This window comes from Mesomycoplasma ovipneumoniae, from assembly GCF_035918255.1.
GTDB lineage: Bacteria > Bacillota_I > Bacilli_A > Mycoplasmatales > Metamycoplasmataceae > Mesomycoplasma > Mesomycoplasma ovipneumoniae_A.
Genome location: NZ_CP142136.1, coordinates 612,841 through 637,417, shown reverse-complemented (window position 1 = coordinate 637,417; position 24,577 = coordinate 612,841). Strand labels below are relative to the sequence as shown.

Below are 24,577 nucleotides of genomic sequence, written 5' to 3'. Positions count from 1 at the left end.
CCATCATATTTAAAAATATAATGGAAAATTCGCGCTGTCTGATTTTTTAGACAAAAAACATAGTTAAATCCCCCTTAATTCAATATCAAAATTTATTAATTATTCTTAGCGAGTTTTATTATAACAGAATTTTTTCATAGGCCAAGCATTTTTTTAAAAATTTTTTGTGCATAGTAATTTTTGGCCAAAATGGTTAATTACTAAAAATATTTTTTTATTTTCTTTTGATTTTAAAGTATTTTAGTATAATTAGAACATACTATTGAAATATCTAGTAAAGTCTAAAATTTATTTTACCTATCTACTTTTATTTAAAGAAACAAAGTTGAAATAATTTCAAACTTTGTTTTTTGTTATTATTAAGCAAAAAACTGGTAAAATTAGAACAAAATCTGTATTATATATAAAGAGGAGTAATTATGGCTGAAAATCTAACAAAAAAAGAGAAAAAATTAATGAAAGCAAGCAAAAAACGTGCAATCATACTTTCATTACTTGCCTTTGGTGGACTTAGCATTGGTTCACTCAGTTTTCTTCCTTTCCTTTTAAAGTCTTGAAATACACTTCAATATAATATTGTTGATTTTAAACATATTAATCGTGATAATATTGGCTATGAACTTGAATTTGCCCTTAGCGATTTAGATTCATACAAACTAAATTATCAAGATTTAAACGTTGACTTTACAGCCGATGAACAAGGCAATGATGTAATTGCTTCACATAAGGCCGTTTATGATGAATTTAGTCGAACTTGAAGGCTATCTTCAAATTATAATGGTCTTAGTTTTGGTAAAAGATACTATCTAAAAGTTTATCTTGATGATAAAAAACAAAAAAGATTTTCAGCCAAAAAGGTAATTGCCTTTGGTCAAAATGTTAGCAATTTTGTTGACACTCCGCCAGCAGTTTCAACAATTAATTTTCAAACAAAAACTCCTTCTAGTGCCTCAGTTTCGCTAAAATTTGCCGATGAGGCTGCCAACCTTGAGGGCAAAAAAGTTGCTCTTGAGTATTATTTTATTCTAAAAAATCAAGCAGGCAACACTGATCCGCTTAGCAGTTCTCAGGAAATTCACACTTCTTATGTAGATTCAGCTACCGTTAAAAACGGAGTGGCTGAATTTAGCCTTGAAAATCTCCATCCGGGAATGGATTATAAAATTAGTGCAATTCGTTATGTTGACAGTTCTGAGACAAACAGTGACATTCCGCTTGTGCCAATGCAAAAAATTGCCCTTGCCCCACAAATTAATTACGAACAAGATGCCCAAAAAGAAAAACTTTTTGAGGCAACAACAGACAAATATAATTATCGTGCTGATTCATTAATTGACCAAAATTTAACTTTTGACTCAAAAAGACTTACTGTTAATTTTTCAACTCTAGATACTAGTCCTAATTTGGAAAACAAACCAATAAAACTAAACTATACAAATATTCAAACAGGTCAAAAATTTAGTGTCAGTTCAGTTTTTGCTGCTAATTTAGCGAGCTTTGATCTTAACAATTTAGCCCCAGGTTCTTCTTATCAAATCGAAAGTTTTGAACTTGAGTCATCAAAAGTTGAATTTGGCAAAACTTTTATTAAAAACTTTTATACACCTGCGGCAATTGTTGACTCCAAAATTGCAACAGGCGCAACTTTTGCCAAAATCGACTTATCTGTTGTCTCAGTTGATAATTTAGAAGGAAGACAGGCACATTTATATTTAGATGATAATTCAATTCTTCCAGTTAGTGGTGTTTTTAAAAAAACTGATGGGATAAATTCTTACCAAATTAGTTTTGAGCCAAAAGGACTCACAAATAAAACAAAGTACAGCCTTGATAGAGTTGTTTTTGGTGGGCTAAATCCAAATTCAGTTTTTGCCAAAAACAAAGATGCCTATGACTATTTAAGTCTAGCTTGAGACAACAGTCTTGAGTCTGGCTCAGCAAGTCGTAATTTTATTACTTCAATTTCTGATCTTAAAACTTTTATTAAATTAGAGCCAAAAATTCTTGCCTCAAAAGTTGAATACACTTTTGGTTTTGGGCTTGATTCATCATTTTTAAACGACAAAGAACTTTATTTATACTATCACAAAAAAGATGAGCCCCAAAAACTTTATAAATCAAAAGCAAGTTTCCCTCAGAGTTCAGAAATTAAATTTGAACTTGAAAACTTTGAAAGTTCAACAACATATAAACTTGATAAAATTGTCATTTCTGACTATCCAGAAGTTGCAGTTGCAATCAATTTTGATCAAAACAAAAACACCCAACAAAATTTACCTTTGGACGAATTTTTTGTCAAATATTATGTCTCAGACATTAGTTTTGAGAATATCAACCAAACAAGTGCGCGGGCAAATGTAACAATTCTTGGTGATTTTAAAAATATTTCAAAGACAAATTTAGACTTAAATGCAAAAATAACATTTGGTCAACCCGGTTTTGCTAATTTAACAAAAACTCTTAACTTAAATCTATCAAATTTATCAACCATTAGTGTTTCAACCCAAAATTCAGTCCAAAATACACACTACACATTAGCTGATGATAAACTTATTGTCCATTTTGATCTTGAAAATTTAGATCCTAAAACTGAATATCAAGTTGCTGATGTTGAAATACTGGGAAAAACTGATTTTTTTAGTTCCGAAGGTGTTCTTGATTTAAATGCAAGATTTACAACAAGTTTCCAAAAAGTTAAAATAATTGGTGCAAACTTTGAATCAATTAACTTAACAAGCGCTAATGCTTTAATTTATTTTGACCCAAATTTCAATCGTTATTTAAATGGCAAAAAATTTAATGCAATTTTTAAATCCGAAGACAACCAAGAAGTTAAATCTTTACCTTTAGATTTAAGTGCAAATACTGATTCATACTCAGTTCTTGCAAATAATTTACTTTCAGTTAAATTAGAAGGTCTAAGTGCTGGGAAAAAATATACTTTTTTCAAATTAGAACCAGCGCCAAACCAAGACGAGCTTTTTGATAATTTAGAGTATAAATTTATTGACTTGAACCAACAAGAAACTGATAATTTACCTTATTTTTATACTCTTAGTGATATTGCTTCAATTTCAGCTCAGCCTACTCAAGACAGCGCAAAATTGACTGTTAATTTTACCACAAAAGATCCAGAATATAAAAAAAGAGCAAATTCTTCACTGAAAAAAGCAGTTATTTTCTTAAAAAATAACGCAACCGGAACAATGGCCTCAGCCCAAGCTAATGAGATAAAATTTGAAGACGGAATTAACAAAGTTGAATTTGATGTTCAAAATCTTGATAAATTAAGTCACTATACAGTTAGTGAAATTTTAGTTGATGCCCAAAAAATCGAATTTTCTGATGCGCTAAAAGATGAATCAGCAAGCCAGCGTAATTTTGCTACGGTTGCAACTACGGCAAAAGTTATAAAAGTAGTCCAAACTCAGCAGACTCATAATAAAATCGCAATTGAATTATCTTTTGACCCAGTTAGTGATACTTTTTTAAGTGGCGACAGTATCAAAGTTGTTCTTCAAAACTCAAGAGATCAAAAAACTGTTGAAGCAAGTGCGATTGTAGACTCAAATTTAGTATTAAAACTAAATTTTGACTCAGTTGATGCTGGTTCAGAATATTCTATTTTAAGTATTACTAACGAGACAAAAAATAAAGATATTCAAACTTCTGTTGGCTTTTTATTTGAAAAAACAGTTAATAATTACAGCCCAGATCTTGAAAAAGCAAGTATTGACTCCCAAAAATTTTACTCATCTCCTGAGCTAAAATCTTTTAGCGTTGTTTCAAACCAAGACGAAACTGTTAAAGTAAAGCTAGCTTTTGCTGATGCCCAAAAACTACTTTTACAACAAGTCGCTAACCAACAAAAACAATTAACCCTTTTATTAAAAAACACCCAAACTGGCGCAATTGTGGCTTCAAGTGCTAGAGCAGAAGAAAAAAACAGTCAAATTGAAGCTGAATTTACTTTTTCTAATCTTGATCGGGCAGCAAAGTATGAATTAGTTTCAGTAAATGATTATTCTCGTCCTGATCATTTAATTTTTAAAGATGAGAAAAATTTTACTGAAGATAATTCTAAGTCTTTTGTTGTAAATGTTGATAGTATTGAGATTAGAAACCTTGTTTATTCAGATATAAAACAAAACTCAGTAAAGGCCGAAATTTATTTTGACCCAATTAGAGATGCTTATTTAGCAGGCAAACAAATTGAAGTGGAAATTAAACAAGATAGTGACCCAGTAGCTACATTTGTTAATGTTGATGCTACTGCCGGAGTTCAAACTTCTAATACTAAAAAAACAGTTCAAATTACAAGATTATCTGATGGTCGTCTACGAGCTGATGTTGTTTTTGACAATCTTCGTGAAGGAACTGACTTTAAAATTGCCACTTTAACTTTAGCCAACAAGTCTGATGTAAAAACTAATGCTGAAAATGCTCAAAATGGACCTAAATTTAAAATAGTTAATGATTTTCTTGAAACAAGAGACCAAAATCTTGCAGCTGAAATTAGCGCTAGTTCAAAACAAAAAACTCTTAAATTTGCAACAGATGTTGTTGCTTCAAGAATTGAATTTAACCCAACAGATTCAACACAAACAATTGACAAACAACAATCAGCAAAAATTAAAGTTGAGTTTTCTAATTCAAATAATGAAATACTAAAACTAAAAAAAGACCAAGTTGCTACATTAACACTAATTAACAAACAAACTGGAAAATTAGTATTAGCTTCAGCAAAAATTAAAGCTGAAACTTCAGTTGCTGGCCAAAGTCCTAAAACTTCAGCTTCAGTTGAATTTGAATTTAATAACAATTTAGAAAAACTAACAAAATATGAAGTTAGTTCAATTCAAGTTGTTCGGCCAAATGGTATTTATTCAATTCCTTTTTCAACAACTTTGGCTGATCAACCTAAAACATTTGTAACTCAATTAACCACTGTTAGTGTTAAAAATATTACTTATGTTGATGTTTCAAAAACTAGTGTTGAACTTACAGTCTTTTTTGACTCAGTTAATGATGATATTTTAAATGATCAATTTGAAGCTGAACTTGAATATGTTCTCAAAACTAAAGAAAATGAAATTAAAAAATCATCAAAAGTAACAATTTCAAATAATCAAGCTGTATTTTTAATCGAAAATCTTGATGAAGCAAGCACTTATGAAGTCAAAGATTTAAAACTATCAAAAAAAACACAAATTCGCAATACTCGTTCAATAAGAACAAGACGTTCTGCTCCAAGTTTAGATGCAACAGCCCAAAATATAAATGTTAATTTTGATACAACTAGTCTTGATTCAAGCAAAAAATTATTCTCAACTAAATCATTAATTTCTGAAATAAAAATTGATAAAACTTTACTTGAAAACAAACTTAATCAACTTAGCCAACAAAATCAAGTCCCTAGCCAACCTGGCCAAGGACTAGGGCAATTAACTTTAGATGATACTAATTTAACCGATACATCCGCCGGAATTGAATTAAGTATTAAAGATCCAAAACAATTTTTCAAAGATTATAATGCTAACGGAACTAAATCTCTTAATTCTAATCATGATATAAAATTGTTAGTAAGATCAACTCGTACTGGTGCAATTGCCGAAGTTGGTGCTTCAATTGAATATGATGAAAACAGCTCAACTGCAAAGGCTAAATTTTTACTTGAAAATTTAGAGAAATATACTATTTACCAAATTATTGATATTTATGTTAACGGAATTGCTGTTGGATTTATTAACACACTTACTGAAGATCAAAAAAAATTCCACACTACCGCTCGTGATGTTGTTCCAGAATATATTGCTCAAACTGAATTTAAACGTCATGGGGCAGTTGTGCGAATGGTTTTTGATATTAACAAAAACTGATTTTTAATCAATAATAAAGTTAGACTTACATTTAAAAAATTCCAAGATGCAGATCCTGATGACCCAGATCTTAGCGCTGAGGCAGTTGTTGACAAAAACGGTCTTGCCGTTTTTGAAATTAACAAAGATAATTTTGCTAGCAAAGTTCCAGCAGGTTCACGTTTTGAAATTTCTAAATTGGAGTTTGTTCCACAGGTAGATTCTAACCAAGAAATTGTTAAATATTTCCCATTGAATTCAATTACTTCTTCTAACTCGACAAAAGTTCACTCAGCTAGCGTTGATCTAGCTCCTTTAAGTCGAACTCGTCGTAGCCTAGCAAGTGTTTTTGACGATTCAAGCTCATCAAAAGTTACAACTTTCCAAGACGCAACTGCTAGTTTAGATTCTGCTAGTCCAAGTCCTACTAGCCCAACTGCCGACAGTGATTCATCGTCAAATCAAGCCTTGGAAGGTACTAATTTTGCTAATGTAAAAATTTCAACAACTCCATTGCAAAATCCAGATTCAAATCAATCTATTGGTAATTCTAGTCCGGCTTTAAGAGCAACTTTTGATACAGCTTCATTTATTACTAGGGTCCAAAAAATTAATTTAGCCGAAACTAACGCTAAAATTAAAATTACTTTGAATTCAACATTATTACTTGATGTTGCCTCCCCAACTATTAAATTAAAATATATTGACATTACTGATGGTCAAGAACATATAGCAGATTTAGCCGGAAATCCAACTCAAAACCAAACAACTTCTGAATATACTTTTAGTGCAAATGATTTAAAAACACTAAATTATTACCAAATTGTTTCAGTTATTTACCAAGATGATCAAGGAATTCAGCAAAGTCTTGCTTTTGATGATCAATTAGTCAAATACGAAGACAAACTATTTCGGACAACACCAAATAGTTTTAGTGTTACCAAAATTGACTCAAGTTTTAATTCAACTAATAAAACCGCTAATGTTAAAATTACGCTTGATGATAAAACAGCCCAATATTTGGAAAATTACACTGCAAAAATTTCATATCAACGAATTGATAAAGTTAATTCTAGCGTTCCAATTTCAACTGTTGAGGGAATAATTAACTCTGATGGAACAATTAGTGTTGTTCTTCAAGACAACTACGAAAATAGTGCCCAAAGTCAAAAAACAATTAGTCTTCCAGAAGCAGCAACTTCAATTTCTATTGATGCAGAAACTAATACAGTTAATTCTAAGCCTTCAAATATTGAAACTAATATTACTAGCAGCACTAAAAATATTGATCAAAACAAATTATTTGAAACTTATAATTATAAAATTACAAAAGTTGAATTAGTTAGAAAACCAGCTTCAGCTTCTTCGCTTGATACACAAACAGGTACAGCTTCAAATCTTGTTGATTTTAACTCAGCTTATTCTCTTGAAGCTACTTTTGAAAATCAGCCTTCTGGTTCAGGAAAAGTTAATGAAAAATCAATTATTAAAACAATTCCAATTGCTTTGTATGATCAGTTAATTTATACCGAAGAACAAGATAAAACTTCAGGAATTACAACAACAATTTATGCCTATTTTGTTTCCTCCGAAGATTTATCTGATGAAGATGAGCACAAAAGTAATTTTCGAGTGCAATTATATAATGAATCTCTTAAAAAATATGAACAAATAAGACAAGCTAGTTCAATTAAAAAATTATCAGCTCAAAATGATAAATCACATTTTTATGTTGTTACCTTTGAATCTAATTTAAACAAAGCTTCGCTTTACAATATTGAACATTTTATTTATAAAGATCAAAAAATTGAACTTTCTGAGTATAAAAATGCTCGAGTTGATAAAAAACAATTTACAACTCCAGCTAAAAAAGCTTGACTTACTAATTTTTCCCAAGTTGGTTCTTATCAAGATGAGGCTGCAAATGTAATTATCCAATTTGACGAAAAAGATGAATATCTTTGAAGAAATAAACACAAAATTGAACTTGAAATTACCGAAAAACTTGACCAAACACCAACCCAAGGAGCAACTGCTGGCGCAGGAGGTGTTGGTGACCAAGCCCAAAGCCCTCAAACAACCAAATTTACATTTATTCCTGATGGTCCAATTTCACGAGTAACAATTGATAATAAAACTTCTAAAGATCAACTAAATCAAGCTAATTTAGCTCCAAATAAAACTTACGAAATTACTAAATTCACAATCAAAGAAGCTGAGCAAAGCACTTCTCAAAGTTCTTCATTGTCTAATTCAAATCCTAATTTAAAAATTAAAACTGTTGATGCTCAAAATCATGCTATCCCAATTGAATTGGGTCAAAATAAAATGGAAGTAGCTAAATTCAACTCTACTGAGGTTGAAAATTCGCCTTTAGACCAAAAAATTCCATTTTTTGAAACTAAAGCTCAATTTGAATATACTGAAAGTGTCAATTTTATTCAGGATGATGATAAAGATGCCGATGGTAGATCAGCAACTTTAGAATTTCATTTTAACAAGCACTTTTTACAAATTCCAGAAAGTTTTGCCACAATTACTATTGCCCCAGCTGCCACATCAGCTCCAGCTAATAGCTCTCCAACTCCAGCAACTTCACCAACCGTAGATTCTTCAGATAAAAAGGAAATTAGTTTTATATCAGAATCAAAATACGATCCAAAAACCGGGAAAATTACTTTTAAATTGAATAATCTTGATAGATATCATACTTATGAAATTAAGAATTTTGAAATTGCCGGAGTTAAAATCGATAATTTAAAAACCTCAACAAATTTAAAATTCACACCGGTAGTTCAGAAAATATTTTTATCTGATATAGAAGTTAAAGATCTAAAAACTGGGACTGATAATACTTCAGCAACAACAACAACCGCGCCAGTACCGGCAGCTATTCCTTCGCCAACTAGTTCTCCTGATGCTGATCATGATCCTGCTGCCAAAGAATTAGCGCCTACAAAAGAAGATGGATCAAAAGTATTTGGAACTGTAAGCCTTTACTTTGACAATGATAATTCATTTTTAAAAGGTGCTACATTTGAAGTTACAATTAGAAACAAAAACGATGGTTCTGAAATAGCTACAATTTCTGATCTAGAAGTAACTGAAGATCAAACTAAAAAAGCAACACCATATAAAGTTGAGATTGACTTAAATGCCAAAGCAGAAGGTAAAATCAAACCTGGAGCCAAAATTGGCTTTGAATTTAAGCTCAAAAAAGTTTCTGAAAGCACTGATCTTAAAGGTGCAAATCCTGAAGATATTGTAATTGCCGTTCCAGAGCGTCAATATAATTTAGAATATGCACCTAAATTAGAATCTGAAATTGTTATTCCTCCAGTAATTGAGTCTTTTGTTGTTTCTGAACTTACAGATACAAGTGCAAAACTAAAAATTAAACTTAAAGGCGATCCAACTAACTTTGATCGAATTGTTAAAAATCCAATTGTTTTATTAATTCAACCCGATCCAAAACAAGAAACTAAATCAAAAATTCCAATTAGTTTAATTACAACTTCACAAGTTACAACATTCAAAGATGAATCTAAATTTGAGATTGAATATGATTTAGAAAATTTAATTCCAAATGTTGAGTACAAAATTTTAAAACTTCAAGGTCAAGATCTTGAAATACCTTTTGGTGAAAAAGATTACAAACTTAAATTAGAAAATGGAGCAGCTGGATTAGTAACTACCCAAACTGAGGCTAGTGTTGAACCTAAAACTTTCAAAACACCATTTACCGTGCTCTCACCAGAAAAAATTATTTTAGTTCAACAGCCACGCGTTGAGTCGCCATCCCAACCTAGAACACCTACAAAAGAATATCTTCCAGAAAATTTAAATTTAAATCTTGATCCAGTTTCAATGTGGTCGCTAAATGATAAAAAAATTAAAGTTAAATTTAAAGCTCTTGGTCCTGATGGTAAAGAATTAACAACTGGTGATAACAAAGAAGAAAAAGAATACGAATTTACCGTTAAATATAAAGAAAATGAAAAAGCACTTGTTGCCGAACTAAAAAATAAAGAAGTAACCGATGCTAAAGACCAAAATCTTTATCCATCAACAACTTATAAAATTAGTCAAATTCAAACAGTTGAAGCTGATCAAGCAAATCAACTCACTTTATCTCTTGATCAGACTAGTCCAACTCCTGATGCGAGTGGTGTTGTTGCTAGAAGAAATAATCTTCAATTTACAACCCAATTAACCCAACCACCTTTAGTTCAAGCTGGTATAACTAATTTTTATAATCATTCAGGAAAAGAAGATACTTTTGAGCAAACTATTTACTTTGCTTTTGATGATCCTTATTTTGCAATTGATGAATCATCAATTAAAGATTGAAAATTGATTCTTCAAGGTGTTACAGATAAAAACAAAAACAATAGCACTACAGATTCAGCAAGTTGAGAAAAAGTTGCAAAATATGAGCCAGGTGCAATAGGTTCAAAAATTGAATTATATAATCCGCGCGAATTAGCTGGTCCACCAAGTGAATATAGCGAAAGTCCCGAATTACAAAGACTTTTAATTCAAAAAGATATTATTGACCAAAAAATTGAAGTAATTACCGAAGATATTAAAAACTTCCAAAAACAAGACGAAATTCGTATAGGTTTGCTTAAAAAGTTAGCGACCGATAGTTTTAGGTCTCAATATGAGACAATTCTAAGAGCTGAAGGTGTTGAAATCCTTAAGGCAATAAATAAACGTCGAGAAGACTTAGAAAGAGAAAGAGGACGACTTGATGAAATTCAAACTTCGATAGATTATAATAGACGCAATCTAGGTGCTCCTGATTCAGATTTCAATCCTTATCGTCGCTACTTTGCCTTTAGTCTTAGAGGTGATGCGTCTTGACTAAAGTATTATAAAATGCGAGTTGCTATTCAGTATAAATATTTCAAGGATAATGATAATCGAAAAGAATCAACACAATCTAAATTTATAGGGCAGCTTTCAACTAATCAGACAAATAACACTAACGCTACTACTAAAGCTAATTCAAGTATTTTAAAATTTGAGCTTGCTGATTTTGCTAAATATACAAACAGAATTTTGCTCAAAAAATCTGAAATTAAACCGCTAAACCAAATTGGTGCATACGTCGAAATGGAATTTGAAGATCCTAAAAATTTGTTAAGTTCATTAAAAGATCAATTTGATAAGGCTAAATTTGAGAATATTGATGATATTAATAAATGAGTTGAATTATCTTCTGACGTTCGTTTTGATAATCAAAAAGCAATAATACAAAACCCTGGCTCACAAAATCTACATTCAACATATAAAGTTGATGCGACAAATGACGATGGATCAAGTATTTATAATCGCCCAACAAACCAATGAACATCTAATAATTCAAGTGATTATAATTTAGATTTTGATGTAAAAGTTTATGATTATAATCTTAAAAATCCTTTTTCATCACTTTTAACTTCTCCTACTAAAGAATATATTGATTTAGTTAGAGAAATCCCTAAAGTTGTATATCCGCAAACTCAATTAAGAGAAAATCAAGCTCGTAATAAGTTTTATACACTTAGACTTGCAAAGTTTGAGGTTGATGATCAGCAACCAATTAAAACTGTAAAAATTGGATTAATAATTACATATCATTGAACTTCTCCAGAATCATTCGCTAAGAAAATTATTTCAATTTATCCAAAATTTTTGAGTAGTTTAACAAACCATAATAATATCAATATTACAGACTACAAACCATTAGTCCCTACATTGTCAGAAAACATAAATTTAACTTTTATGACTTCACCAATAATTCAAAAGGAAGATCCATATTGAGGTAATTTTTGATCAAATCCATCTGGAAATGTTTGGTATAGCTCTGAAATTCGTCAGTACGATAGAGATACACAGCAATCCCAAATTATTAGTGCTTTTGATAACTCTCTCGCGCAGAAAGTACGAAATAATTTTCGCGATGATAAAGACTTTAAAGAAGAAAAAACCTTATTCATTGGCCCAACTGGTCCGATTAAAACACTAGGTGATAATCCAACAAGGGCTGACAATAACGACCCAATGCAACAATATGTCAAACACCCAAGACAAGGAAATCGATTCATCAAGCAGGTTGTTGAACAAAGTTTCTTTCACGGCAGAAAAAAGAGAGAGCCTTTTGGAATTAAATCAACAGAATATAATAAATCTAGTAAAATTTTTACAATAGAATTCCAAAATCCTTACGGATCAATTGAAAGAGTTCAAGAAATTATGCCAACGGTTTCATATGCAGCATTTATTGATCAAACGGGAAAAATTTACTTGTTTGGAAACAAAAATGGTAATCCGATTAGACTTCAAGATGATATATCTACTAGAAATTTAAGTTTAGAAATAAACCTTGCACCAGCAACATGATCTGAACAAGATCTTCCTTCTGAAAATACAAATTTAAACTTTATGGGATTGCTTGTTTTTCCATATTTACCCCCAAATTTTGTTGAAAATAGATTTTTAAGGGATGATGTTGGTCAAAATACATATGTTAAAGGCCAACAGTACCAAGAATCTACCCATAACAATAAAACTCGCCAATACCTTTTGCCAGTAAAAGGATATCAAGGACTTCAGGTTGATGCCCAAAACCCTTATTTTATCCCATGAACCAAACATGAAAATGCTTGAGGTAGAATCATCTATTAATAAATTCAACCAAATTAGAACAACGAATTTTATTTAATTAACAAGGAGATAATTATGAAAAAAGCAAATTTAGAAAACCAAAACAATAAAACAATTAATAGTCATCTTACTAAAAAATTACTCGCTAGCAGCGGTTTTTTAACTGGTGCTATTGTTTCGCTCTCACCTTATCTTGCCAAAGTAATTACTCCAAAAACAATATATGTCCAAAATTTTGTTGCTGACAATGTAAGTCCTAATTCAGGTGATTTTAGTTTTAAACTCCAAGGAAAAACAAAACAAGATACAGACTGAGCCAAAAAAGCTGATTTAGAACTTGTTTATATTAGTCAAAAATCACGTTATAGTGTTAAAACTAAAGTCGAATATGATCCAAAAACTGACACTTTTCATACTTATGCCGATAATTTACTTGGTGGTTCAATTTATGAATTACAACTTGTAGCCCCAAATAATCCGCGTTATTATTTTAGTTTTTCTAAAACTTCGCAGTTTTTTTCAACTAAAAACCAAGTTGAAAAGTTCAGTCATTATGATATTGAAAATGATACAATTTTGGATCTTGATCTATTTGATTCGCAAAACTTACTTGATTCAGCTAATTTAATTTTGTACTATAAAGAAATTGGTTCAAATAAAATTCTTGAAGCAAAAGGTCAACTTGTTGCCAAAAATGACCAAAAACAAGCTAGTTTTGTGCTAAGAAATTTAGATCGCAGTCAAAAATACGAAATTGTTGCCACAAAATATTATTTTGATGATCCTGATCAACTTTTTGATTTGGCAATCTCACCTTTGGCTAATCGTTATTTTGCACCAAGTCCAATTGCCGGTAAAATTTTAAATCTTAATCAAAAACATTATGGTCTAAATTCGGCTTTACTTGAGATTTCCCTAGCTTTTGAAAACAAAAATATTAAAATTAATCCAAATGAAAAAATTAATTTAGAATATTATTACAAAGACGAATTAGATAATTTCCAATTTGGCGTTGCAAATGATGTTAGTTTAATAGTCCAAAACAATAAAGTTTTTGCTAATTTGGATTTAAAACAAATTCCTGGAGGAACCAAATTCTGAATTTCACGAATTTGGAATAATTCTGGCTCTTTAGCAATTTCAACAAACAATAATCTTTCATTTATTTCCGCGCCCGAAATTGCCCGAATTAGAACTTTTGTTGATGCAAATAATACCTCAAGTTTTGATATTAAATTTAATGATCAATCATTAATGCTAAACGGTAAAGAAGTAAAAATTAATTTCTTTGCTGATGATCAACCTACAAAAATGCTCTCAAGTTCAGCACAAGTTGTTGGAAACAAACTATTTTCTTTGGCAAAAAATTTACCAAAAGAAAAACACTTTACAATTTCATCACTTGAAATTGTCGAAAATGCTACAAATTTTGATGAAAGCGGTCAGCCGCAGACTAGTCAAATTTTCTTTGCCCAAAATTTTGACCAAAAACAGAAAAAGTTCTTTACTAATGCAACAAGCGCAATGGTTGAATCAGTTGTTGTTGACCGAATCACCGAAGATCTTAGTCGTGTTAGTATGATTCTTGATTCAGTTGATGATTTTATCAAAGATAAAATTGCAACTTTATATTTTAAAGTCGCTGGATCAAGTAATTTAATTAAATCTGAGGCCCAAGCTTTTAAAATTAATGGGGATAAATTGGTTCTTAGTTGGGATTTAATTAATCTTGAACCTGGAACTAACTATTTAATTGACTCAGTTGGAATTGCTGATTCAACAAATGAATTTGTTAATAAATTATATTTAAATTTTGGGCCTAATATTAGTGCTAATAAACTTACTTGGACTACCCGTCCAGCTGTTAGCTCAATTACTTATATTTCAAAATCTGACACTGCTGTTGAACTTAATATTGCTTTTAAAAATATTCTTGAGTCATTAAAAACAGCCAAAATTACTTATTCAGAATTAAAACCTGGCGGAGCTGCAAAAACTATTGATGCAATTATTGAAAATAATTCAATAATTGCAAATTTAGAAGTAAATTCGCTTGCAAAAGGGCAAGACTATTTAATTGAAAAAATTGAAATTGATGGCTATCAATCTTCAAAAGGCGATTCAGATATTCTAAAAGTTTCCAAGACAATTAGTCAAGCCCAAAAAATATTTGGAGTTCATGCACCTTTAGTTTTAACTAAAATTGAAAATATTGACGAACAACAAACAAGCGCTAAATTAAAAGTAACCTTTAGTCCTGAGACAATTAAGGCAATTGGTAAGGACAAAGTAAAAATTTACTATTCGCTTGCAGGTTCATCAAAACTTTTATTTGCTGTTGCAAGTCTAACTAATAATGTTGGGCAAAATGCTGATAATTCTTTAACTTTTGAGCTAAAAGATCTCGAAATTGGTTCAAAATACAACATTAATTCTGTTGTTCTTGCAAAAGAAGTTGATCTAAATAATCAAGATACAAATAAAATACTTACCGAAAGAAACATTTTATTTGGCGATGCTCAACACAAATTCGACTCAAGTCAGTCTTCATTTTTCACCCAGAGTGCAATTATTGAAGTTGGTTATGATAATTCTTATGAACAGCGTGTAATTGCAACTTTCATTTTAGCTGATGCCAAAGGTGTTTATAATGGTAAAACAGCAACACTTAAATACCGCCTAAAAGCTAAAAATGGTGATGAGGCATTAGCGACAACTGCTCAATTCAAAGAAGGAAAAATTAGTGCAAAAGTAAATAGTGCACGTATTTTATTTGATATTACCGACCTATACAAACAAGGTCTTTATGAAATTGACAAAAACTCACTTGAACTTGCTGATACAACAAATTCTCCAACTATTGCTCCTGTCCAGGCAAGTGCTCGAGTTCGTCGTTCCCTTGCTCAATTTGCCGACACTAATACTAGCGCTGTTTTAATTCCTTTTAAAGATAATTTGCTTGATTCAACCGAAAAAAGTCAATTTCAAACTATTCCAAAAACCGCTAATGTTACAAAAATTCAACTAACAAATCGAACTAAAAACACAGCTAGATTTGAAATTGAATTTGGTAAAGATTTTATCCCAAATCAAGCAAATGCTCAAGCTGCCAGCGCTGAAAAACTTGATGATTTTCTTAATAAAAATAAATTAAAAGTTCGCTTTAAAAAATACGGCGGTGAGCAACAAGAACAAATTGTTGAAGCAAAAACCGATGTTGATAGCCAAAAAACTTCTTTTGAACTTACAGGTCTTGAAAACGGTCAACAATATGTAATTCTTGGCTTTGAACAAGTTCAAGATGATACTAGTCCACAAAGCACACCAAAAGTTGATATTTATTTAGATGATCTTGATTTTTATAAAGATCAAATAATTGCAACTGCAGCAGTAATTAAAAAAATTGAATTTGATACTGAAGTTGAAACCCAAGCTAGGCTCAGACTTGAACTCAAAGATGATGGAAGATATACTGCTGGCAAAAAATTAACTGTTGAGCTCGAAAAAATAGAATCAAGTCAAGCTCTATCTACAACACCAGCAGGTGCAACTCAATCCAATTTAGTTCTTAGTGCAACAAGTCTTAACGGAATTTATGATTTTACCTTTTTAAACTTAGAAAAAGCAACCAAATATAAAATCAAGTCAGTTAAATTTGAAAATCCTGTTGCGCAAGCCGCTAGCCAAGCAACAAATTTTGCTCACGTTCGTTCTCGGCGTAGTCTTGATGCTGTTTTAGTTAATGTTCAGTCAGAAATCCAAACTAATGATGAAGAAATTGAACTACTTGAAACCGATAAAGATTTAGAAACCAAAAAATCATTTATCACAAGCGCCAAAACTGCAAAAATTACTAGAATTACAACTAAGTCAATTCAAACAACTAGTTTAAATATTGAATTAACTCTTGATAATGTTGATGATTATTTAGGCCAAAAAACACTTGAATTAACTTACAAAAATTTATCAACTAATGCAAGCACTTCTCAAGAAGTTCAGGCAACTGTTGATAAGACAGCCAAAACAATTACTTTTAATTTAACTAATTTATCACCTGGAGACAAATACGAAATTGAAAATATTGAATTAAAAGAAGAAACCACTCAAGTACGAAATGCACTTGATCTAAAAAAACAAGAATTTAAATTTGAATTTGACAGATCACCTGATACTGAGGCCGGTTTTGAAAAACAATTTTTCTCACCAACACCAAGTTTAGCCCAAATTAGACCAATTTCAACTTCAGAAACATCAGTTCGAATTGATGTTAGTCTTAATGACAAAGCCGCTAATTGAAATAATAAATTTTTGCAAATTAAAGTTAAATCAAAACCTAACCCGCCTGCCGCAAACTCACCAAGTGTTTATAGTGCTGAAATAATTAATGGTAATGCCGTTTTTGAAATTAATGGTCTTCAAAAAGCTGGCCAATACGAAATTGAAGAGCTACAAGTTCTCGATAGTTTGCCAACTCAACCTCAACCTGACCAAATTCAAGGCGGAGACCAAGTTGAAGGATTTGAAAACACTACAAATCAAAATTCTGAAATTACTAAAGAATTTCGTCTTGAGGCTGAATCAGCGACAATTACTGACATTAGTTATAAATCTGATAATAATAGTGCCGATGTAAAAATTAAGTTTGCTAGTGACGAGCAATTTTTATATGACCAAGGCGCTAATACAAAACGAACTCTTAAATTTACTTTCCAAAATACTCAAAGTCTTGAACAAGTAAGTGCCCAAAAAGAATTTGAAAATAGTCAAATTACTCAGCCTAACCCGGAATTGGATATTACATTAAACGATGTAAAGCCTGGAAGTTTGTATGTGCTTGTAAAAGTTGAAGATGTTACTGATGAAATTCAAGGTGCTCCGAAACGACTCAAAACATTCAAATTTAACGACGATCAATCTATCCAACAAACTCAAGCCCAAGCTGCTACACCGCCTCAGGTTTTAACAAAACTTTATTTTGCCACTAAGCCCGAAATTATTTCTTATTCAATTAATAAAGTTTCAGAAACAAAATATTTAGCTAATTTTACAATTAAAGATCCTCTTGCTGGTCGCCAAATTGACCAAGGTGGTTTTGAAGCTCGAGATGTTAAAATTAAATTATTAAAAGTTATTGATGCAAAAGGCGAAAATTCTCAGACGAACACAGTTGTTGAAAAAACAGCGAGCGTCAAAAACTCAAAAATTAGTTTTGAACTTGATAATTTAGAAAAAAATGCCACTTACCAACTTCAAGAAGTAACTTGAGCAAATAAATCTGATCAAGACCAAAGTGTAAAAACTCAAAGTCAAACTGTTGATAGTTATTCAGATTTTGCAATTAAAATTAGTGAACCAGGAACAAAAACCAAAATCGAAGGTAATGTTTCAGGAAATGGATCAGTCGAATTTGGACAAAACTTTATTATCAAACCTGATTCAGCTAAAATAAGTCAAATTGAAATTGATGACAAAAAGGTTGATAGCGCTACTATCACAATTACATTTGATAATTCTGATAAGTATTTAAAACATTCAGACTACAAATCTAATTTAGAGTTAGTTTATTATCAAACTGGTTCAATTGATGAAAAAACCGCAGATTTAACTATTGATGATACCAATCAAAATGATGTTAAATTTAAGGCGCAATTGTCAAAACTCGAAAAAGGAACCGGATTTAGAATTCTGGGTATTAGACAAAAATCAACCGCGACGCCGTCTCGCCGCCGTCGAAGTGCACAAAATAATGGTAGAAAAATTGATTTCTTTTTTGATTCAACAGTTGATGATACAAATAAAAAATTCGCAACTTTGCCAATAGTAGATTCAATTTTGAAATTCCGTAATGATAAAAATCCCGATGACTATGATTTTCTCTTAACTCTAAAAGATACTGGTGGTGTTTTTAGAGAGCTCGAAGAAAAGAACAAAACCGTAAAGGCTAAAATTCAATATAAAAAAATTGTCGATGGTGATCAAGCAAAAGAAACAATTGCCGAAGTTCAAGCCGAACTTACAAGAGCTAACGGACAGCTTGGTGTTAGTCAAGTTAAAAAATCCGAAGATGACCAAATTGAACACAGTACAACTTTCAAATTTACGCTAACTGGATTAGATCCCTTTGCTCAATATTACATAACTAAAATTGCTTATGATACAAATGATAATACTGATAATGTTTTAGACACTAAAAATCAAAATGATGGTGATGAAAATTCAGGACTTTTTAATTTTTCTTCTCAAGCTGAAGAAAAACGAGCATTTTTAACTTATCCAGCAAAAGTTGAGGCTAAATCAATTGAAATTCAACCTGATTTTAATCGAAATAATGCAAAACTAACAATTAAATTTGATCCTAAATACAAACCATTTTTAAGTGTTTATAATAAATTAAAAGTTAATTATATTAATCCAAAAAGTTTAGGTCAAAGTGTCGAAATTGATAAATCTAATTTCCAATTTAATGCAAATGATTCTAGCGCTGAACCGAGCGTTGAAGTAACAATTGAAAATATTAACGAGCCTGGTAAATATGTTGTTCAATCACTTGAATTTGCTGGTGACAAAGAACAATCACCTTTATTGCAAAACCTTGAGTTTCCACCTGTTGAAATTCAAGAATCAGTAACTATTAATAAAAGAACTTTTTATACAAACACTAAAATAATAGCAATTAGAAAAAAATTAATTTCTGAAACAAGCGCAACAATCGAATTAGTAATTGACGATCCTAATGGTTCATTTATTGGTAAAAAAGTAAAAACTACTTTTAGTTATAATTCAAATCAAACTAAGGAAGAATCAACAACTATCATTGCTGATGAGGTTAATAAAACTTCTAAGGCAGTCTTTAATTTGAAAGATTTATCAAAAAATACTGAATATAATATTACTTCATTAGTTTTTGACCAAGCCCAAAACCAACCAACCCTTGGTGGTGATCAGCCTCAATTTAATACTCAACAAAAAATTGAATTTGACAACCAAAAAATCCAGGAAAATGCTTTGCCAGATTCAACAGGTCAACAACTAACAGCTGACCAGAAAAAACAATTTAAAACAACTTTTGAATCTGCCACCGCTCTAGGAATTACTTACCAATTAGATCAGGACCAAAATAGCCAAACTGGTAAGCCTTGGCAAAAAGCTAAAGTTAGAGTGTTTTTCTCAAGTCAAGACAAACCACTTGAAGAAAAGTCAACAAAACTTAAATTAGTTTATAAATCTTCAAAACAAGGTGTTTCAACTATAAGTAAAACTTTTGCTAGTGCTAGTTTAGTTTCAGGTCAGTCTCAAGATTCACAAACTTGACTAAATATTCAACCAGATCAGGCTCATTATTATTATGAATTTGATCTTGATCAACTTGATGCCGGAGCTGAATATACAATAATTGGTCTTGAAGATGAGGCAAATAAGGTAAAAGTTATTGTTCCTGATCCTAATGCGCCAGTTGTTGTAAATGTTGCAAGTCAAATTAGCCAAGGCCCTTCATTTAGTTTTAATACTGCACCATTAATTACAAAAATGACTTACATTCCAAGTCAAGACAAAGTTAGACTAATTTTAGCTGTTGAAAACTCACAAAAATTAGACTTTTCTAACCAACGCGCGACCGTTAAATATAAAAAACTGCAAAATAAATCTGATGCTTATGGATGGGAAGATCCAACAAGTAATTCTGGAGCTAATAGTGATACAAGCGCGACAATAGAAACAATTCAAGTAAGTCAACCCCAAAATAATAACCAACAAAGCAATAATGAAGAGAATTTTGGAATTACTAATTTAGAATTTGATTTAACTTCTTTAGAGAAAGGTTCTTGGTATTTAATCGAAGAAATTAGTCTTTCAACTAAAGACGGAAGTTCTACATCCTTAAGTCTTTATCTTGACAAAGAAAAAATGGAACCTGATGATAAAAAAACATCAACTTCTGAGTCAGAAAAATGACAAACAATTGTTAATACAACAATTGAATCAACAACAATTAAAAATGCGACCACTTCAACCATGCCTGGTTCAAATATAACTGTTCAAGGTCAACGAAAAAGCGATCCCGAACTTAGAAACGGACATTTCCAAGTTGAGCTTGATAGTAGCGATCTAGTTTTCCTAAAAGATAAGTATAATATTCAACTTGAGCTTGAATCAGTTGAAAAGAAAATCTTTTATACTGAATCTAAAGAGATAACTGACGCAAATACAAGCGATGGTATTGGCGGTGGATCTGGTCAAAATAAACAAATTATTCTTGAAGCCAAAGGTCTTATTCCAGGTGACAAATACACAATTAAAAATTACATTTTTACTCTTAGAAATGATGCTCAAGATAAATTTGCAGTTCGTCTACCTCAAAAATTAAAAGTTACTAATCCTGCAAATCATTCATCTGTTGATTTAAAAACTAAAAATGCAATTAAGGCAATTAAATATGAAGCTGTCTCAGAAGGGACAACTAATATTGATGTTGAGTTTTACAATAATAATGGTGAGCTAAATAATAAAGAATTAGAGTTATCAGCCGAAATTGATCAAGAATTTGGAAATAAATATCTCCCTAATCATTGGAAAGAAAATGATAAAAAAGTAACTAGTTCAAAAACTTTAACTCCATTGGGCGGGCAAATTACTTCAAGTGTTCAATTTGTCGTTAATAATGGACTCAAAAAAGCAAAACAATATATTATTAAATCAATAAAAGATAAAACAAGCTCTGGTGACCTGGGTGATATTACTTTTGATACTCCAATTAGTCAAGAAAGTGCATTACAACGTAAGTTTTACTCAAAAGCTGAAAAAACTAAACTAATTAAAACCGAAATTCAAGATGTAACAACCGATTCAGCAACAATTACGCTAGAATTTGACAAAGATGATGCTTTCTTAAAAGATGATCTTGTTACTTTGTATTTAGAAAAAGGTGATAAATCCCAATCAATTGGTGCAACAACTTTAATTACTAACTCTGGTAGTTCATCAGGCGGTGTTGCCGGAACTGGGACTGATCAAGATAAATTACAAGCTACTTTTAAATTTTTAAATATTCTTGAGCCTGGAATAAAATACAAAATCAATGCCTTAACATCAAAAACAGTCGATCTTAAAGTTGATGATGCTTCAAAAGTTCAAAATCCTAATTTAGTTGCTGGCTGGAAATTTGATTCTTCTTCAAGTTCTTCAAGTTCTTCAAGTTCTTCAAGTTCTTCAAGTTCTTCAAGTTCTTCAAGTTCTTCAAGTTCTTCAAGTTCTTCAAGTTCTTCAAGTTCTTCAAGTTCTTCAAGTTCTTCAAGTTCTTCAAGTTCGCTAGGTGTGCAAGGACAAAACCAGGTTATTCTTGATTTTATTACCCAACCTTTAATTACAAATATTATAAAAGAAACAATTGAAGACGATCATGCTAAAATTAAACTTGAAGGTTGAACTCAAGATCTCCAAAATGCTGGCTTTGAACCTAAATTCACTGTAACTAAAAAACAATCAACCCAGCCGGGTCAACCTCAACCTCAACCTCAGCAACAACCTTCCGGATCTGGTACTAACACAGATACCAAAACAGGAACCAAGGAATCTTCTACTCCGCCAGAAACAAATTCAATCACCTTCAAAGTTGAAGGTCTTGAACAATTTACCGAGTATAATAATATAACTCTAAAATTAGAACAATCCCAAACTCCCGGATCAGGATCAGGAAATTCAAGCACTCAACAAAACCAACTTAGTCAAGATTTTACAATTCCATTTGCTCCCGAAATTGCCTCAGGTGCAAAGCAATCTCTACGTGAGTTTCGTACCACTGCTAAAAAATTAAATTTAGCGGCTTCAAATCCATTGATTCTAACTCCAATTTCAACAACAAATGTAAATATTAGTGTTGAACTTAAAGATGAAAAACAAACTAATTCAATTGCTGATGTTCCTTTTATGTTATATTACAAAAAAGTATTTCCTGAATATGGAAGGGAACGTATTATTAGTTCACACTCTAACCCAGTTTTAATTGATGTTAGAACTAAAAAATTAACTTTTAATATTTCAAATCTTGAGCCTGGATCAATTTATGAGGTACTCAGCATTGAACCACATCTGGCATCAAAAGAAAACCATAAAATCCAAAATTATGACCATGATTCTCCTTTGTTAGAATTTCTTAAAAATGTTGAAGGTCTACCTTTTACAACATCTACTTCAAATCCCCCTAGTAAACAACAAAAAATTTATTTTGCTCCATTAAATGTGCCTGTTAGTCTTGAATCAGCTTGATCGCATCCACTTAGATATGATTATTATGAGGGCGAACAAGTTTATATTAGATTTAATAAAGAAGCTGGAACAGCAATAAATATAGATTGACTAAAAGAAAACCTCAAACTGAAATTAATTCCACACCGTACTCATAGCGGTAGACAAAGCCCAAACCAAATAGAGGTTGAAAAAAAATTAAGCACCTCAACTAATTACGAACAAAAAGATAAAGGACAATTTAATACCGATTTAGTTCTATCAGATTTACAATGAGATCCCCAAAAAGTAACAGCAACTTTAAAAGTTCAACCAAAATCTTTAAAATCAATTGTTGGTGCCCAGATTCAAATTACAATTAAAGACAAAACTAAATATCATCTTGATCCTTCAAAACCTAGTGATACCGCTACCGCTGCTACCACCACTACTAGCGTTCCTAGTTCTTCGCCAGTACCAGCGCTTGTTAGCACACCAGCACCAGTAGATAATAGTCAGTCAATAGCATTTAGACTCCAATCTAGTGCGGTTATTGTTACTCCAACTAATGTTGATTATATGAATCCAGGCCTAATTGGTTTTAGTTATGCAATTTATGATCCGCTTGATTTAATTCAAAAAACCGGAAAAGATTATAATCCTTTTGGTGAATTCCCGCATTTAACACCTTATAAAGAACAAGATTGGCTAAAAGTTATTGTTAATAAAGAGCTTGATACTTCTAAATCTAATACTCAACTTGAAGTTCCTGATGCAACAATTTTTAATAAGGTTAAAGGTAATAAGGCTACTGATGTATGAGAAAATCCTGTGGAATTAAACGTTCCCCAAGAGCCTGTTGCAATTAGAACAAAAACTGATGTTGGTTCAGGAATAAAATATTTAACTCTTTATTGGGCGGTTTACTCTAGCACTGGAACATTTGAATTACCTGAAAAATTTCAAACTGCAAAAAGACTTTGATATCCTGCCGGAAAACTTGTTCATTTACCAATTTCATTACAGTTTAAAAACCAATCTTTGGATTCATTATCCTCAACTTATTCTTTTGTATTAAATTCACCTTATGCTACTCCTGGGCATATAATGCCCTTTGCTAAATTCAAAGACCCCCATGATGCTGTATCAATTATGCAATCCGGAAGAAATTATAGGAATTTATGACAACCAAGATGAGGCCAAACCCCAAATAACTCTGATTTAATTCCTAGAATTAATAAATTTCCAAAACATATTTCAAAAGTATTTTGATCTTCTCCTACATTTGAATGAACAACGAATGATAAAGTCCTAAATGATATTTTTTACTTAAACAGAGCAGTTCCAACATTAAAATGAAATAACGAAAGAACTTATTATATTCAAAGTGGTAATCAAGGTACGCGTTTCCAAAATGGTTATACTTGAGATATTATGTATGTTAAAAATCGGGAATGAAACCAAACAAAACCTAATTTGTCAACTTCCGATCTTAAATGAGATTATTGGTGGCAATCATCGGAAGCTCAAAGCTTTGAAAATAAGAATAATAAATCCTCTTGAATAATATCAATAACCAACCCTAGAGGTAACCCATTGCTATACGATCCGATTAATTATTATGCAATGCTTGGGCCATTTAAACCGCCTGAATTACCAGAATAGATTATAATTATAAATAGTATTATTAAAAAAGCAGTGAAAACACTGCTTCCCAAATCGAAAATAAGAATGCAACATATAGTATAATAATATTATTATTGTTGCATTTTTTTATTTACGGAGCATCATGGAAAAAAGAAAATTTAAGCATTTCCCGAGTTTCCCAGTTTGATAAGGTAATTTTA

General features: G+C 31.2%; 2 protein-coding genes. Both read left to right on the top strand.

The features are described 5' to 3' along the window. The first annotated feature begins 419 nt into the window (after positions 1 to 419). Positions 420 to 12,530, top strand: a complete 12,111-nt coding sequence (locus tag U3G01_RS02230) for a DUF1410 domain-containing protein (protein ID WP_255031107.1) — start codon at positions 420 to 422, stop codon at positions 12,528 to 12,530. A 54-nt stretch (positions 12,531 to 12,584) separates the two neighbouring features. Then, a complete protein-coding gene (locus U3G01_RS02225) occupies positions 12,585 to 24,395 on the top strand; it encodes a DUF1410 domain-containing protein (RefSeq protein ID WP_255031106.1) in 11,811 nt (3,936 codons plus the stop codon). Positions 24,396 to 24,577 lie beyond the last annotated feature (182 nt).